Source organism: Bullifex porci (assembly GCF_009695635.1).
In the GTDB taxonomy this organism is placed as follows: Bacteria; Spirochaetota; Spirochaetia; order Sphaerochaetales; family Sphaerochaetaceae; genus Bullifex; species Bullifex porci.
The window spans coordinates 1-15,778 of sequence record NZ_VUNN01000025.1 but is presented as its reverse complement, the minus strand read 5'-3'; the positions used below and the strand labels follow the sequence as shown (position 1 = coordinate 15,778).

Genomic DNA, 15,778 nt, shown 5'->3' with positions numbered 1-15,778 from the left:
TAGAGGATATTAAAGCATTAGTTTTGAGCTTTCCAATATTGTGAAAGTGTTGATGCGAGCTCTTTCTTATCTGACATGCCAGCGATGTACTTCTGCATTGCAGCACCCATTACTGACCAGTGATCAGATGGAGCGATGAAGCATGATGTGTAGAGCTTACCTGAAGCTGTGCGCTCTGCGATATCCTTTCCGAGTGGGTCGAGAGGCTGGTTAGGATTGTTCTTTGCTGCTGGGATTAAAGCTGTTTCTTCAACGAACATCTTCTGACCTGTTGTGTCAAATACTAAGTAGTTGATGAACTCTTTTGCTGCTTCCTGCTGTTCTGCTGATGCCTGAATGCGGTCGATCATAATCTGCTTTGAAGCTGAAGCCTGGATTGATGTGTTAGCAAAATCATTAGGATCATCACCGAGTACGAATGAGATGAAACCGAATTCTCCATTAGCATCTGCACCACCTTCAACTAGGTTAGGCCATGCCCAACAGCCATTAGGCCAGAATGCTACGTTACCACATGCAAGCTCAAGAGCACCCTGATCGTAGTCAGCTCCAAGTGGATCTGCCTTTGCAAAGTTATATTCAAGAATTAAGTCGATTGTATCAACAAACTGGTTGAAGCGATCTACATCGAGTGGGTTCTTTCCTGCCTTAAGCTCGTTAATGATAACCTCTGATCCTGCTGTTGTTCCATCATATGCATCATAGATGTAACCAAGCTGGTGTGCACCAAGTGACCAGTCTTCCTTAGCGAGGAATACAGGATTTTCCATACCCTTACTTCTGAGTTCTGCTAAGATAGCCTTGAAGGATGAGTATGTGTTGATACTCTTTGGATCAAAGCTTCTACCTAAAACAGATTCGATAGCACTCTTATTATATATAATACCTCTACCTTCAACACAGAATGGGAATGAGTAAATCTTTCCATCTACAGTGAGGTTGAGAGCATCTGTCTCTGATACCCATTTTTCGCCTGAAAGATCAAGTGCATATTCCTTAGCAAGGCCTACGATATCTGTTGGGTCGAGGATAGCGAGGGTAGGAGCATTGCCAGAGTTGTACATTGTAGTAACCTTTGTATAAGGAACTTCACCTGCACCACATGCGATTACTTCAACATGGATACCCTTATCTTTTTCAAATTGTGCAGCAATCTTCTCAAGACCTGTCTGAATTTCACCCTTTGAATTTAATAATGTAATTGAAACCTTGGCAGTACTTGCTGTTGTATTAGTAGTTGCTGTTTCACTTTTCTTAGAGCAGCTACAAAATAATACCATTACTGCTAGAACGATAGCGATAAACTTAATGGAACTTTTCATATTGGTTCTCCTTTTTTGTTTTCTACAGATACAGAGTAACCCAGGTTTTCTAATATGTCAAACGTTTATTATAAAAATTTTCATAAAAAATATTTTGTTTCCCAAAAAGGTCAAAATAATGAAAAAATATGTTGATTTACCCAAAAATATGAGTTAATAATATGTTAAGCGGTTAATATATTAAACGTTTGATAATGGAGGTTATATAAATGTCTGATTTTTCAGCTAGACTTGAGAGTAGAAAGGAAGAATTAAGTAGCTTATTAAAAGCACTATATAATGATGACTCTTCATTAGAAAATCTTATTTTAATAATGAGAGAGTATTCATATAAAAGAGATGAGGATTTAAAGGAGCTCGATGAAAAGCGTCTTAAGGACCCTATGTGGTATAAAAGAAGCGATATGCTGGGCTTAACAATGTATAGTGATTTATTTGCTCTATCCTTAAAGGGCTTAGAAGCAAAGGTTGATTATTTAAAAAAGCTCTCATTAAAGTATCTTCACCTCATGCCACTATTAAAGATGCCTAAAAAGGATAATGATGGAGGCTATGCTGTTGAGGACTTCTTCCAGGTCGATGAAAGATTTGGTACTAATGAGGATTTAGCTTCTCTCACAAGAACCTTAAGAAAGAATGGAATAAGCCTCTGTCTCGATTTCGTAATGAACCATACAGCCTCAACTCATGAGTGGGCAAAGAGAGCTGAAGCAGGTGATGAGTACTATCAAAACTTTTATATGTGCTATAGTGATAGAACCTTCCCTGATGAATATGAAAAGACTACTCCAGAGGTATTCCCTGCTACTGCTCCAGGAAACTTTATTTGGTCTGAGAAAATGCAGAAATGGGTTTTATCCTCCTTCTATCCATATCAGTGGGATTTAAATTATAGAAATCCAAATGTATTACTCGAGATGCTAAGAGCAGCACTTCACCTAGCTAATTTAGGTGTAGAGGTATTCCGCCTTGATGCAGTTCCTTATATCTGGAAGGAGCTTGGTACCTCCTCAAGAAACCTTCCAGAGGTACATAAGATAGTAAGAATTATGAGATTAGTTCTCGAAATTGTTGCTCCTTGTGTAATTTTCAAGGGTGAAGTAGTTATGGCACCTAAGGAGCTAAAAGCATATTTCGGAACTAAAGAGGCTCCTGAGTGTCACCTATTATATAATGTTTCATTAATGGTTAACTTCTGGTCTGCTCTTGCGAGCCAAAATGTGAAATTACTTGAGCACATGGCTGAGGATATACTTAGCATGGATGAGCATTGCTACTTTGTAAACTACATTAGGTGCCATGATGATATTGGTTGGGGCTTAGATGAGGATCAAGAAAGAGCTCTTGGAATTGATCCATTAAAGCATAAAATATTCTTATATAAATTCTTTGAGGGCTCCTTTAAGGGTTCATATAGCCGTGGTCAGCTCTATAACTTTGATGAAGATAGCTTAGATGCTCGCTCCTGTGGAACAACAGCATCTCTTTGTGGTATTGAGAATGCTTTAAATTATGCAGATGACCAGCTATTAGAGAAGGGTATTAAAAGAGATCTTTTAATGCATGCAGCTCTATACTCCTTCAGAGGCTTCCCAATGCTTTCTTCCGGCGATGAAATTGGACAGCTAAATGATTACTCATATATGAATGATCATACACGTGCGCTTGATAGCAGAAATTTACATAGATCACAGTTTAAGTGGGATAGAGAAAAGCTTGCTGAAGATGGTAATGGATATGAAAGTACTATTTTCCATGGAATATTGAAGCTTGATGAAGTAAGAAAGAATGATAGATGCTTTGATGCTGGAGCTAAGGTAACAACCTGGCATTCACATAGTGATAGTGTATTTGCGATAAGAAGAACTATTGATGATAGAGATATGCTTTGCGTAATGAACTTTGCAGATAGAGAAGAAAATGTTCATTTTGATTACTTCTTAGGTGAATATAAGGATCTATTTACTTCTAGAGTAGTAAACCCTGGTTTAGGCTTTAAGCTTGATGCATATGAATATATGTATTTAGTAAAGATAAATTAGCAATTCTTCCTCCTTTGAATATGCTAGCCTGCACCAAAGCTTTTTGGTGCAGGCCCTTTTATTTATAGCTAATTAAATTAAGAATAGTGATAAAATCCAAGTAAAGATAATACCAACAACACCCATAATACCTGTCATAGCAGACTGTGTCTTATAACCATCTGTAGTCTCAATTTGACCAAATTTAGTTACAACCCAGAAGTAAGAGTCATTTGCATGTGATACTGTCATAGCACCAGCTGCAATAGCCATTACTGTGAGTACACCTGCCATAGGTGTATTAAGTCCGAGTAGACTCATCATAGAACCATTATCTGTAATAGCTCCCATGATACCTGCTGTAGTTGTAAGTGCAACTGTTGAAGAGCCCTGTGCAGACTTTAAAATTGCAGATACTAGGAATGGGAAGAAGATACCAATCTTTGCGAGGATTGCTGCATGCTCCTGCATGTAGCCAACGAATCCTGCTTCAGAGATAACCTTACCAAGTACACCACCAGCTGCTGTAACGAAGAGGATAGGACCTACAACACGAAGAGTATCATCTACGATTTTGTAGAAATCACCAATCTTCTTCTGCTGAGCAAGAAGGATAACACCAAATACAACACCAATTGCGAGTGCGATTATTGGAGTACCAACGAAGGTAAAGAAGGTCTTAGCTACACCTTGAATTCCTGCCATACCAATAATTGATGAAAGTGCCATACAAATGATTGGGATAATAATTGGAGCAAGTGCCATAAAGCCATTAGGAAGCTTTCCAAAGCTCTTTAATAGCTCTTTATACTCTTTTTCTGAGGTTTCCTGTAAATCTTCTACAGTCTTAACCTTCTTTCCAATGTAGTTTGCATAGAAATATGCAGCAATTAAACATGGAATAGATACTAATGCACCGATACCCATTACAAGGAGAAGGTGTTCGCCAACTCCAAGAGTATTTGCAGCTGCAATTGGACCTGGTGTTGGTGGAATAAATACGTGAGCAGTATATAGACCAGCAGAGAGACAAACTGTTAGAGCAACAGATGAGTAACCGGTTTTCTTCTGAAGTGATCTTCTAATAGGGTCAAGAATTACAAATCCTGAGTCACAGAATACAGGAATAGATACAACCCAACCCATAAGCTCCATTGCAAGGTCAGGATGCTTCTTGCCAACGAGCTTTACAACCATCTCTGCAAGCTTTAGAGCGCCTCCTGTTTTTTCTAGTATTGTTCCGATAATTGCACCCAAAATAATTACAATACCAATAGAAGAGAAGGTTCCTGAGAAGCCAGCTCCGATCATAGAAGGGATCTTACCGAGAGGAATTCCTACAATTAATGCTAAGATGAGAGAAATTGCCATCAAAGCAATGAATGGATGAACGTGAAATTTGCTAATTGCAACAATCATAATGACTATTGAGATAACAAAAGCAATAATTAATCCTACGCCAGACATATTGTCCTCCTTTGTTTGTTTAATATAGAATAAACCCACTTTTTCTATCAGAAAATAATTTTATTGTAAAAAATTTTAAGTCGAGGTGAGACCATGATTTATAGGAAGCCTAAGAAAGAAGATGCAGCAAATATGCTTCAATATTTAAAGAGAATAGGTGGTGAAAGTGATAACCTTACCTTTGGCTCTGAGGGACTTCCTTTTACTATAAAACAGGAGGAAGAATATTTAGATAAGCTATCGGCTCCATGTATTGTAGCAGTTGAGGATGATGGAACTATCGTTGGTGATGGAAGTCTAGAGCTTGGAGTAAGAAGAATAAGTCATTCAGCTGAGCTTGGAATATCTGTTTGCAAGGCCTATTGGGGTAAGGGTGTTGGTAGTACAATTATGAATATGCTTATCCAAGAGGCGAAGGATAGAGGAATAACTAAGATAAATTTAAAGGTTAGGGCAGATAATGAAAGAGCTAAGGCTTTATATAAAAAGTTTGGCTTTGTAAAGGAAGGCTATACCACAAGAATGCTAAAAGTAGGTGATGAGTATTTTGATGGAGAGCTTTGGGGCTTAATGCTTTAAAAAAATGGGAGTGTTTTAACACTCCCTAAAAATCTTTATTTATCTTCAAGTGGACCTAAAAATTGTTCGCTAAATGCATCTAGAATTGGTTCGTCATATACTGGAATATCCTTATATGGGTCCTCTTCACTCTTTGGAGGAAGACTCTTCATATATTCATCCATAGCTACTGCAACATTTTTTGCTGTAGCAACAGCTTCAACAACTGTTCTAGCACCATTAACGGCATCACCACCTGCGAAAACACCTGCACGAGTAGTCTTTCCATCGCTATCAACAGATAATAAACCCTTATTAGTTGTGTCGATACCCTGAGTTGTCTTTACTAAGGTACTCTCTGCTAGCTGTCCAATAGCAACAATTACACCTGTATGAGGATAGAATTTTTCAGTACCCTCAACAACTTTAATAGAACCATCTTCCTCAGTTACTGTATCAAGACAAATCATTCCCTTTTCTCTTAGTTCTACAGGCTTCTTATTAAAGCGGAAGTTAACACCCTCAATACCTGCATAAGAATATTCATATACAGATGCTTGTATGTGCTTATCATCAGATAGTGAGTAACAGGTTACATGACTTGCACCATTTCTAATTGCAGTTCTTGCACAGTCCATAGCTGAGTTTCCAACACCTACTACTGCAACATTATCTCCTAGCTTAAATGCTTTACTATTACCTAAATAGTCGATAGCAAAAACTACATTTCCAAGACTTTCACCCTTAATATGCATTGCAGAAGGCTTTCTTAAGCCTGCACCAATGAATACAGCGTCATAGCCATCACGGAACAAATCATCAATAGTTAAGGTTCTTCCAATAGTTGTATGAGTTCTTACCTTTATATCCTTAAGCTCAAGGTGTCTATACTGAAAGTCATCAAGGATTCTATCTGGGAGTCTAAATGATGGAATACCATATCTCATGACACCCCCGATTTTATCGCGGGCTTCAAATATTGTTATATCATATCCCCATCTAGCGAGTAATACAGATATAGTTAAGCCTGCAGGGCCTGAACCTACAATAGCAACTCTTCTACCATTCTTAGGGGCTGGTCCCATTGTCATCTTATTTGCATAGGTAGTTGAGATGTAATCCTCAATGACAGAGAAATGAACAGGGTCATGAGTCTTCATTTTATTTCTAATACAGTGGCCCTCGCACTGTCTTTCATGGTTACATACAATAGCACAAACAGTTGTAAGAGGGTTATTTTCAAATAGCATCTTACCTGCTTCATTGAGCTTGCTTTGCTTTAATAATCTAATAGCTTCTGGGATGTTAGTGTGTATTGGACATCCTTCCTGACACATAGGCTTTTTACAGCCTAAACATTTATCAGCTTCATCAAGAACATGATAAGCCATAGCACCTCCAATTTATTATCCATTTTCATTTTACCATCAAAAAATCAATTTATTAATTCTGAACATTGGATTATTCCGACTTTGAAAATGTTTAATACTTGATATATTAACAAGCCTTATTTTGATAGATATAATAGTGCTATAGGAGATTTGTTATGTGGCTTAGAAAAGATTTAAAACTAAGAGCAAAGGAAGCTGTTTCTAGAAATTATTGGAAAACTGTATTAGTCTCTGCTCTTTTTTCCTTAATATTCTCAGGTGGTAGCTTTTTTACCTTTAAATTAGGTGATGCAGATGAAATTATAGATGATATATTTTATGCTTTTCCTTTTGGCCTATTTTTTATGTTTATAGCTGGATTGCTACTAATAGCAGCAGTTATTCTTTTTATAATTTTCATTGTTAATCCACTTCAAGTAGGTATTTCTAAATTTAGAATTAATGCAATAAATAATCTTGGAAATATCTCTGATGTAGGAACAGGCTATGATGTAAGCTATAAGAGAAATGCAGAGACAATATTTATGATGAACCTCTTTATTTTCTTATGGTCACTACTATTTATAGTACCAGGTATAGTAAAGCTTTATGAGTACTCTATGGTTCCATACATTATTGCTGAGGACCCAAATATCTCAAGAAAGGATGCATTTTTAAAGAGTAAGAAAATGATGAGTGGAAATAAGTGGAGAGCCTTTGTCCTTACACTTAGCTTCATTCCATGGTACATCCTAGGAGCCTTAACCTTTGGTGTTGTAACTCTCTTATATGTACAGCCTTATCACCAGCTAACATCTGCAGCTCTTTATGAGGAGTTAAAGAAAAACTCTATCGGTTAATAAGCGAAAAGAGTCTAAAAAATGGCAGTTCTACTAATGGTTTTTGAAAGCATTTGTAAATGACGTTTTTAGCGGTATGAGACAAAGAAAAAATATAGTAGCTAAGAATTGCAGAAACACAAAGTAGAACGCGTTGATAGTAATAATTAAAATCCTCTGTAATTGTATCAAGGAATATTAAACGAAAGTCTCACATTAATAAGAAAGGCATAGTCTAGTAATTACTAAACTATGCCGATTCTCTTAAGAGTAAAATCCCAAACTAATACATACAAAATGTGTTTCTTACTTTGTCCATGCTAGTACCTCTGCTTTTAAATAGGAAGCAACATCATCTAAACCTTCCTCTGTCTTTGCAGATACTGTAAAAATCTTTAGCTTAGGGTTTCTCATTAACGCATAAGCTTTTACTTTTTCAAGGTCAAAATCAAAGTAATCAAGGACATCTATTTTATTGATAATAAGAATATCTGCAACCTGGAACATTAAAGGATACTTTAATGGCTTATCATGCCCCTCTGGAACAGATAAGATAACTGCGTTCTTTACCGCTCCTGTATCAAATTCAGCAGGACAAACTAGGTTTCCTACGTTCTCAAGAACTACAAGATCAAGATCGTTAACACCAAATTCTTCAAGACCTTGTCTTGTCATTGAAGCATCAAGGTGACACATTCCACCTGTATGGAGTTGAATAGCTTTAACACCAGTTTCCTTTATTGCTAAGGCATCAACATCTGAGTCGATATCTGCTTCCATAACACCAATTGAGATATCATCCTTTAATCTTTTAATTATTCCCTTTAAAAATGTTGTTTTACCACTTCCTGGGGATGACATTAAATTTAATAAAAATGTTTTCTTTATTTTTAATTCTTCTCTTAGCTTATCTGCATCTCTATCATTATCGGCAAAAATGCTTTGTTTTACTTCAATTATTCTAACCTTATCCAAGTTATACCTCCACAGCCTCTATCTCTTTTATTATCAACTCATTGCCCTTTATTAGATATGTCCTTTCACTATTACAATATGGACATACCTTCCCATATTGAATTGTAGGATATTCCTTTTGACATGCCTCACAGTAGGTAACAGCTTTAATTTTTTCGATTTTTATCTTCGCATCCTTTAAAACTGTTTCCTTCTTTACGGCCCATGACCAGCAATCTTCAAAAAGCTCAGGAATAACAGTAGAGACCTCTCCGATTTCCACTGTTACAGAGTTAATTCGCTTTACATTGTTCTCACTTGCTATACTATTTACCTGGTCTATGCAGTGAAATACAACACCTAGCTCATGCATCGTCTTTATTACCCTTGAATAATATCTTTACTCCACGCTTAGCAGCATATGGGATGATGTGCTTAAACTTATCCTCTGCTACAACCATCTTTGAGGCTTCAGGGTGGTCGCGGTGTAGAGTAATTGCATCAAACTTACACTTAGTTGTACAAATTCCACAGCCAATACACTTATTTGGGTCAACTACTGTTACACCACATCCAAGACAGCGTGAGGTTTCTTTCTTTACCTGCTCCTCAGTTAAGATTCCTGAAGGATCCTTAAAGGAGTGCTTATCAACACCTTCAATATATGAGGGCTCTTGGCGACCTGCTGTATCATAGCTAATTAGTGAAATATCATTTTTATCAAGCTCGATAAACTCTCTCTTATTTCTGCCAATTGTCATGTGACCATTTTGTACAAATCTGTGTAATGATTCTGAAGCCTCATGACCTTGAGCTATTGCATCAATAACAAACTTAGGACCTGTTAATACATCACCACCAATAAAGATATCCTCTGTTGCACTTTGGTATGTATATTTCTCTGCCTTAGGATAAGAGCCATGGTGGAATTCTATTTTCTCATTATCAAGTAAATTACCCCATTCGATGCACTGTCCAATAGCAAAGATTACCTTTGTTGCATTTAGCTCGATAGTATCTGCTTCATCATACTTTGGTGCAAATCGCTTATTTTCATCAAATACTGAGGTACACTTCTTGAAGACTATTGAGCTGACCTTACCATCTTGAGTTTTAACCTCTTTTGGTCCCCAGCCATATAGAATTTCAACACCATCGTCTAAAGCTTCCTCAACCTCTAGCTTTGAGGCTGGTAGAATTTCTGGGTTCTCTAAGGCAAGCATAGTAACCTTTTTAGCACCACTTCTCTTAGCAACTCTTGCTGCGTCTATTGCAACATTACCGCCACCAACAACTACTGTTTCGTCATCAAAGGAAAGAGAGCCAGTGTTACTTACCTTTAAGAAATCAACTGCAGTATATGTTCCAATTGAGTTATCTCCTGGGATATTAGGTCTTCTTCCTCCCTGGCAGCCAATAGCGATATAGAAGGCCTTATAGCCTTGCTTTCTTAGCTCTGCTATTGTTATATCCTTACCAACCTCAATACCTGTTTTGATCTCGACACCCATCTCCTTCATGATATCGATTTCAGCTGCAATTACATCCTTTTCAAGCTTGTATGATGGAATTCCATATGTAAGCATACCACCTGGTATTTCATTCTTTTCAAATACTGTAGGGTAGTAGCCCATTTGAGCTAGATAATATGCACATGATAAGCCCGCAGGACCTGCACCAATTATTGCAATCTTTTCCTTCCATCTTCCAACATTTGATGCAACTACTATTTCTGGGATATATCTATGCTCTGCCTTTAAATCCTGCTCTGCGATAAATTTCTTTACTTCATCTATAGATACAGCTCTATCTATAGTACCTCGAGTACACGCATCCTCACATCTTTTATTACAAATTCTTCCGCATACTGCTGGGAACGGGTTTTCCTTTTTAATTAGAGCTAAGGCTTCTCTATATTCACCCTTTGCAGCCTTCTTAAGATAGCCTTGTACTGCAATGTGTGCAGGACATGCAGTCTTACAAGGTGCAGTACCTGTGTCATGGCAGTTTATTCTATTTTTATCGCGATAATCCTCTGTCCATTTCTCCTTTGGCCATTTTTTGCTATTAGGAAGCTCCATCTTAGGGTATTTAACCTCTTTGCCCTCCTTTTTACATAGCTTTTGACCAAGCTTTAAGGCACCTGCTGGACAGTACTCAACACATTGTCCGCATGCAACACAATTATCCTTATTAACGTGTGCTCTATATGCTGAAGCAGACATATTAGGTGTGTTAAAGAGCTGGGAAGTTCTAAGTGCATTACAGATTTTTACATTACAGTTACAAATTGCAAAGATTTTATTTTCTCCATCGATATTAGTAACTTGATGGACAAAGCCATTATCCTCTGCGCGCTTTAGAATTTCCATTGCTTCATCGTATGTGATATCACGTCCTCTACCTGTTTCACGGCAGTAATCAGCCATATCACCAACTCCGATACACCAATCCTGATAGTCATCTGCACACCCTTCATCGAGCTTTTTTCTACCATATCGACAGGAACAAATTGATGCGCCAATATGTCCTTCATATCGCTTTAGCCAGTAGGAGATATGCTCAATATCCATAGTTGTATTTTCCATCTCGATGGCTTTTTCAACAGGAATAACATGCATACCAATTCCAGCTCCTCCAGGAGGTACCATCTGTGTAATACCAGCAAGAGGTAGGAAGGTCATTCTCTCAAAGAACATTGCTAGCTCAGGGTGTTTATCCATTAGCTTTGTGTTCATATTTGTGTACTCAGCAGAGCCTGGAACAAATAGTGGTATCCAATAGTGTCTATCCTCTAGGTTATATGTTGTACCTGGAATAGGGCCTTGTTTTGTATATTTATCACCATAGTCGTACTCAAGCATACCAAAGAAAGAGAGGCGTTCTAAAAGCTCAAAGGCCTTTTCTTGGTTTAATCCAATGTTTTTACACTTTGCTAGCATTTCGCTATAGGCGTACTTCTTTCTAACCTTCATATCGAGAAGAAGATCGATAGCATTATCGCTCATCTCCTTTTCAAGCTCATCCTCAAAGATACAAGCAAAGCCCCAATATTCAGGGTCGGTAGTTTTAATACCCTTTAGCTTTCCCTCTGCTCTATCTGTAATACGTCTTAATAGCTTTAAAAGCTTTGGATTTGGGTTCTCATCATGTGCATGCTTTGGCATGTACTTGGTACTCATCTCTGGCATACAATATCTCCTTGATTAGATATTGTACTATCTATTGTGAGATGAAAACATTCTACAAAGATATATTATTGTAGGAAAAATTCAGCTAATATTTTGATATATAGTAGTGCAATTACAACTATTAAAAGCTTTTTAATAGCTTTTCCTTCTTTCTTTATTGCATAGCTTGAGCCAATTAAATTACCGATAATAGATGCAATAGCACATGGAATGCCAACATTAAAGAATATTGTTCCGTTAATTATGAAGGTCACAAAGGCTGCTATGTTTGATGTTAAATTAAGTACCTTAGTTGTTCCTGCACTAAAAATAAGAGGAAGTCCCATAAAGGAAAATAGGATAGTGTAGAAGGTGCCTGTTCCTGGTCCAAAGAAGCCATCATATAGACCAATTACAAAGGATGCAATTGCAGAAATAACATATGCAATAGTTGTTATCTCAAAGCTTTGAGATATTAATGTGCCCTTCTTTTCTTCCTTCTTCTTTAGTGTTAATACAGTTAAAACTGGAAGGACTATTAATAGCATATATCTTAGTAGAGTATCTGCAAAGCGAAGTGCAAGCTGAGCTCCTAGGGATGATCCAATTAATGCAAATGGGATACTTGCAAAGCATAATTTCCAAATTATCTTTTTCTCTCTTGCATAGTTTATAGTTGCAAATACAGTTCCAAAGGTCATTGAAAACTTATTTGTACTAACTGCGTTTATTGGAGGAAGTCCTGCTGCATAAAGCGATGTTAACGATACTAAGCCACCACCTCCTGCGATAGAATCGATAAAGCCTGCTAAGCCAAAGAGGAGTGTTAATATAATAATCGTTGTAATGCTCATAATATCCTTCTAAAAAAATTAGTCCACCTATTTTGTATCAAGAGAGAAAACAATTCAATATTAGAGCAAATAAAACTTTATACATCTAAATAAAAAGAAGAGGCTTATGAATAAGCCCCTTCGATAATGAATTCTCGAATATTAGAGAGTCTCTTTAAACCAAGCGATAGTTTCATCTGTGATAGTTACAAGAGTTGTATCACCAGGAGTAAATACACCAAATGTGTGTTCGCCGCCATCAACCCAGAAGATACTCTTATTAACTGAAGCTGTGAGAGCTGCAAAAACAGTATTAGCTGTCTCAGGAGCTACTGCTGTATCATTTGTGCCCTGGATTAATAAATATGGAGCTTTGATCTTAGCAGCCTCTGCTGGGTAATCAATATTCATAGAGCATTCATAGTAAGCAGGAGCTTGCTTTAATGGTCCTCTCCAGTCATAAGTAACCTCATAATAACCATCCTTGAGAGCTACTTCATATTCATCCTTATCTGAAGGTTTTACACCATAAGCACCAGCCCATGTAACAACAGATTTAAAATCATCATCTTCAGCAGCTGTTAAGAAAGCTACTCTACCACCCTGGCTCCATCCCATAATACCAATTCTATCACCATCGATACATGGAATATTTTCTAAGTACTCCTTACATGTAATTGCATCTTCTACTCCCTTGTAGTGAGTGTAGTCAATGTAGTCCTCTGTTGAGTCGCCGTTACCAATGTAGTCGAATCTGATTGATGCGATACCTGCTTTAGCAAGCTCTGGAGCAGTGTAGTCATAAGCATTACCAGCTTCATGACGAGTTGAGCCATTACCATGACACATTACAACTGCAGCTACCTTCTCACCCTCTTTAACGTTAGGGAGTGTAAGAGTTGCTGGAATCATGTGGCCATCACCTTCAACCATGATAACCTCTTCTGTGTAGGTGTATTCCTCTTGAGCTTTCTCTGTTGATGTACAAGAAGCAAGTAATAAGAGGATTAGGGATAAAAGCAAAAGTTTTTTCATAAATAAAAACCTCCAAAGAAATATGGGTACTTCTTACACTATATAACAAAGTAATACAATATAATTTGGGGGTTATTTAAAAAAAATAGTAGATAATTTTTAGTTTTCTTTAAATATCACTTTTCCCATAATTGCTGCTAGAGTTTGTTGTATTACAATAGAAAAAATAATAGGAAGAGCTGCTAGCTCAGGTAAGAAGCCTATAGCTAAAACTAAGGCTGCATTTGTGTTCCTTAAAGCTACTGCAAAGGTTATAGAAATATCTTCTTTTTTTTGTAGTCTCATCACTCTTGATACTACATGTCCAGTTATAAAGCCTAATATAGATAGTATTAAAGCAGCTACTATGTATGGCAAGAAGTGCTGATAAATAATCTACAGAAATTATTACTGCAACAATCCTAAAACTTGGTAAACTTGATTATGTTGATTTCTACTCACTTATCCACTTCATTGATGATGAGCTTGAGATGGCAATGAAGGAGCATGGATATAGAGTACCAGTTGAGCCAATTGATTTAATCTATGGTTTTGCGGGCTGTCATTCATCCTTTGCAAAGCGTTTTGCTGATATCGCAAAAGCAAAGAATGTAGACCTATTTAAGCTCATCGTAGAGGTATCTAAGATTGATAGAAAGGCTCCATCTGTAGAACTCATCGAGAAGGTAGCAGATACTCTTTAATATTTTTATTCTGGGAGAAGGTAATGAAGATCGTTGTTTTGGATGGATACACAGAGAACCCTGGTGATTTAAGCTGGGCGGGTCTTGAGAAACTTGGAGAAGTTGTAGTTTATGATAGAACACCTGTAGATGATGTTGAAGAAATTATTAAAAGAATTGGGGATGCTGAAGTTGTAATTACAAATAAAACACCGATCTCAAGAGTAGTTTTTGATGGATGTCCATCGATAAGGTTTGTGGCTCTTTTAGCTACAGGCTATAACGTAGTTGATACTGCCTACGCTGCATCAATTAATATTCCTGTATCTAATGTCCCATCCTATGGAACAGATTCTGTATCACAATTTGCAATTGCTCTTCTACTAGAGCTATGTCATCACATTGGACACCATAGTGATGCAGTTCATAGTGGAAGATGGGAAAGTAATATCGATTGGTGCTTCTGGGATTACCCATTAATAGAGTTGGCTGGAAAGACATTTGGAATTATTGGCTTTGGTAGAATTGGTCATAGAACAGGTGAAATAGCTAAGGCTTTAAATATGAATGTTATTGTTAATGATAGCTTTGTAAACCCTAAATTCCAAGAAGAGGGCTTTAAGTATGTTGACCGTGACACAATATTTAAAGAAAGTGATGTTATTGCGCTTCATTGTCCGCTATTTGCAGATACTGCAGGCCTTATTAACAAGGACACTATCTCAAAGATGAAGGATGGAGTATTAATAGTTAATAATTCTAGAGGTCCATTAATTGTAGAACAGGATTTAGCTGATGCGCTTAATTCTGGAAAGGTTGGAGGAACTGCTTTAGATGTAGTTTCTACTGAGCCTATTAAACATGATAATCCTCTCTTAACAGCAAAGAATTGTATTATTACACCTCATATGTCTTGGGGTGCAAAGGAAGCTCGTGCAAGAATTATGGATATTACAGTTGATAACGTAAAAGCCTTTATCTCTGGAAATCCTCAAAATGTTGTTAATAGAAATTAAGAGTGTTTTATAAAATCCATGCGGGAAGACTCCCGTCTTTAGGCGGGAGATGAAAGCATGGCTATACATTCTTCTGGTTTTCAATGTATTTCATGATGGTCTCTTGCGATACCACTCCTGCACTCCCTATATAATAAGAGCGCGTCCACAATGTGGGCAAACGGCTCCTCAGCCAATCATGACGCTCTCGAAGCACATGAGACGTATACCCCTTCATTTGGTTGACGATCAGTTGTGGGGTGATGGCAGGGGATGCCAGGACGACCAAGTGAACGTGATCTGGCATGATCTCCATTGCCTCTATCTTAACGTTGAGCTCCTTCGCTTTTTGCTCGAACAGTTCCCGCAACTCGGATTCCAGTGTCTCTAGCACGGGTCTCCTGTACTTTGGACAGAAGACGATGTGATAATGCAGGTTGTAGACCGCATGTGCTGCTGAATAACGGTTTAGATTTTTCTCACTAGCCATATTTGCATTATACAATCGAATGGGATATAATAAAAGTATGCTCAAGTCCTTTTCTTACAGAC

General features: G+C 37.4%; 15 protein-coding genes. 5 read left to right on the top strand and 10 right to left on the bottom strand.

Annotated elements, in window-relative coordinates; genetic code table 11:
• Window positions 1-17 precede the first annotated feature (17 nt).
• Window positions 18-1,322 carry an ABC transporter substrate-binding protein gene (locus tag FYJ80_RS10025; RefSeq protein WP_154426502.1) on the bottom strand — a complete coding sequence of 435 codons (1,305 nt, stop codon included), beginning with the start codon at window positions 1,320-1,322 and terminating at the stop codon, window positions 18-20.
• Between the two features lie 209 nt (window positions 1,323-1,531).
• On the opposite strand from FYJ80_RS10025, the gene FYJ80_RS10020 reads away from it, so the two are divergent.
• Window positions 1,532-3,364, top strand: coding sequence for an amylosucrase (locus tag FYJ80_RS10020; RefSeq protein ID WP_154426500.1), 1,833 nt, complete (start codon window positions 1,532-1,534; stop codon window positions 3,362-3,364).
• Between the two features lie 72 nt (window positions 3,365-3,436).
• Here FYJ80_RS10020 and FYJ80_RS10015 read toward each other — a convergent pair whose 3' ends face one another.
• Window positions 3,437-4,810, bottom strand: a complete 1,374-nt coding sequence (locus tag FYJ80_RS10015) for a GntP family permease (protein ID WP_154426498.1) — start codon at window positions 4,808-4,810, stop codon at window positions 3,437-3,439.
• A 93-nt stretch (window positions 4,811-4,903) separates the two neighbouring features.
• Between FYJ80_RS10015 and FYJ80_RS10010 the strand changes: the two genes are divergently transcribed.
• Window positions 4,904-5,389: a GNAT family N-acetyltransferase gene (locus FYJ80_RS10010; protein WP_154426496.1), complete on the top strand. Its 486-nt coding sequence runs from the start codon at window positions 4,904-4,906 to the stop codon at window positions 5,387-5,389.
• Window positions 5,390-5,424: 35 nt separating this feature from the next.
• Here FYJ80_RS10010 and FYJ80_RS10005 read toward each other — a convergent pair whose 3' ends face one another.
• Window positions 5,425-6,759 carry an NAD(P)-dependent oxidoreductase gene (locus FYJ80_RS10005; protein ID WP_154426494.1) on the bottom strand — a complete coding sequence of 445 codons (1,335 nt, stop codon included), beginning with the start codon at window positions 6,757-6,759 and terminating at the stop codon, window positions 5,425-5,427.
• A 155-nt stretch (window positions 6,760-6,914) separates the two neighbouring features.
• Between FYJ80_RS10005 and FYJ80_RS10000 the strand changes: the two genes are divergently transcribed.
• Entirely contained in the window at window positions 6,915-7,598 is a 684-nt protein-coding gene (locus FYJ80_RS10000) for a DUF975 family protein (RefSeq protein ID WP_154426492.1), read from the top strand.
• Between the two features lie 285 nt (window positions 7,599-7,883).
• Here the strand turns inward: FYJ80_RS10000 and hypB are convergent, their stop codons facing one another.
• From hypB to FYJ80_RS09970, 6 genes are all read right to left on the bottom strand, one after another.
• Entirely contained in the window at window positions 7,884-8,552 is a 669-nt protein-coding gene (gene hypB / locus FYJ80_RS09995) for a hydrogenase nickel incorporation protein HypB (protein ID WP_154426490.1), read from the bottom strand.
• A gap of 1 nt (window position 8,553) precedes the next feature.
• Window positions 8,554-8,904 carry a hydrogenase maturation nickel metallochaperone HypA gene (locus tag FYJ80_RS09990; RefSeq protein WP_154426488.1) on the bottom strand — a complete coding sequence of 117 codons (351 nt, stop codon included), beginning with the start codon at window positions 8,902-8,904 and terminating at the stop codon, window positions 8,554-8,556.
• Window positions 8,897-11,722 (bottom strand): FAD-dependent oxidoreductase, encoded by a 2,826-nt coding sequence (locus FYJ80_RS09985; RefSeq protein WP_154426486.1) that lies wholly within the window; start codon window positions 11,720-11,722, stop codon window positions 8,897-8,899. Before FYJ80_RS09985 ends, FYJ80_RS09990 begins: the two co-directional genes overlap by 8 nt.
• Before the next feature lie 65 nt (window positions 11,723-11,787).
• Entirely contained in the window at window positions 11,788-12,555 is a 768-nt protein-coding gene (locus FYJ80_RS09980) for a TSUP family transporter (RefSeq protein WP_154426484.1), read from the bottom strand.
• A 141-nt stretch (window positions 12,556-12,696) separates the two neighbouring features.
• The gene (locus FYJ80_RS09975) at window positions 12,697-13,569 is read right to left on the bottom strand and encodes an alpha/beta hydrolase family protein (RefSeq protein WP_154426482.1); all 873 of its coding nucleotides are present in this window, start codon (window positions 13,567-13,569) and stop codon (window positions 12,697-12,699) included.
• A gap of 99 nt (window positions 13,570-13,668) precedes the next feature.
• Window positions 13,669-13,926, bottom strand: a complete 258-nt coding sequence (locus tag FYJ80_RS09970) for a hypothetical protein (RefSeq protein ID WP_154426480.1) — start codon at window positions 13,924-13,926, stop codon at window positions 13,669-13,671.
• 113 nt (window positions 13,927-14,039) lie between these two features.
• On the opposite strand from FYJ80_RS09970, the gene FYJ80_RS09965 reads away from it, so the two are divergent.
• Together FYJ80_RS09965 and FYJ80_RS09960 are read left to right on the top strand one after the other, a co-directional pair.
• Window positions 14,040-14,252 (top strand): hypothetical protein, encoded by a 213-nt coding sequence (locus FYJ80_RS09965; protein WP_154426478.1) that lies wholly within the window; start codon window positions 14,040-14,042, stop codon window positions 14,250-14,252.
• A gap of 23 nt (window positions 14,253-14,275) precedes the next feature.
• The gene (locus FYJ80_RS09960; protein ID WP_154426476.1) at window positions 14,276-15,247 is read left to right on the top strand and encodes a D-2-hydroxyacid dehydrogenase; all 972 of its coding nucleotides are present in this window, start codon (window positions 14,276-14,278) and stop codon (window positions 15,245-15,247) included.
• 61 nt (window positions 15,248-15,308) lie between these two features.
• Here the strand turns inward: FYJ80_RS09960 and tnpA are convergent, their stop codons facing one another.
• Entirely contained in the window at window positions 15,309-15,716 is a 408-nt protein-coding gene (gene tnpA / locus FYJ80_RS09955; RefSeq protein ID WP_154426474.1) for an IS200/IS605 family transposase, read from the bottom strand.
• Window positions 15,717-15,778: the final 62 nt, after the last annotated feature.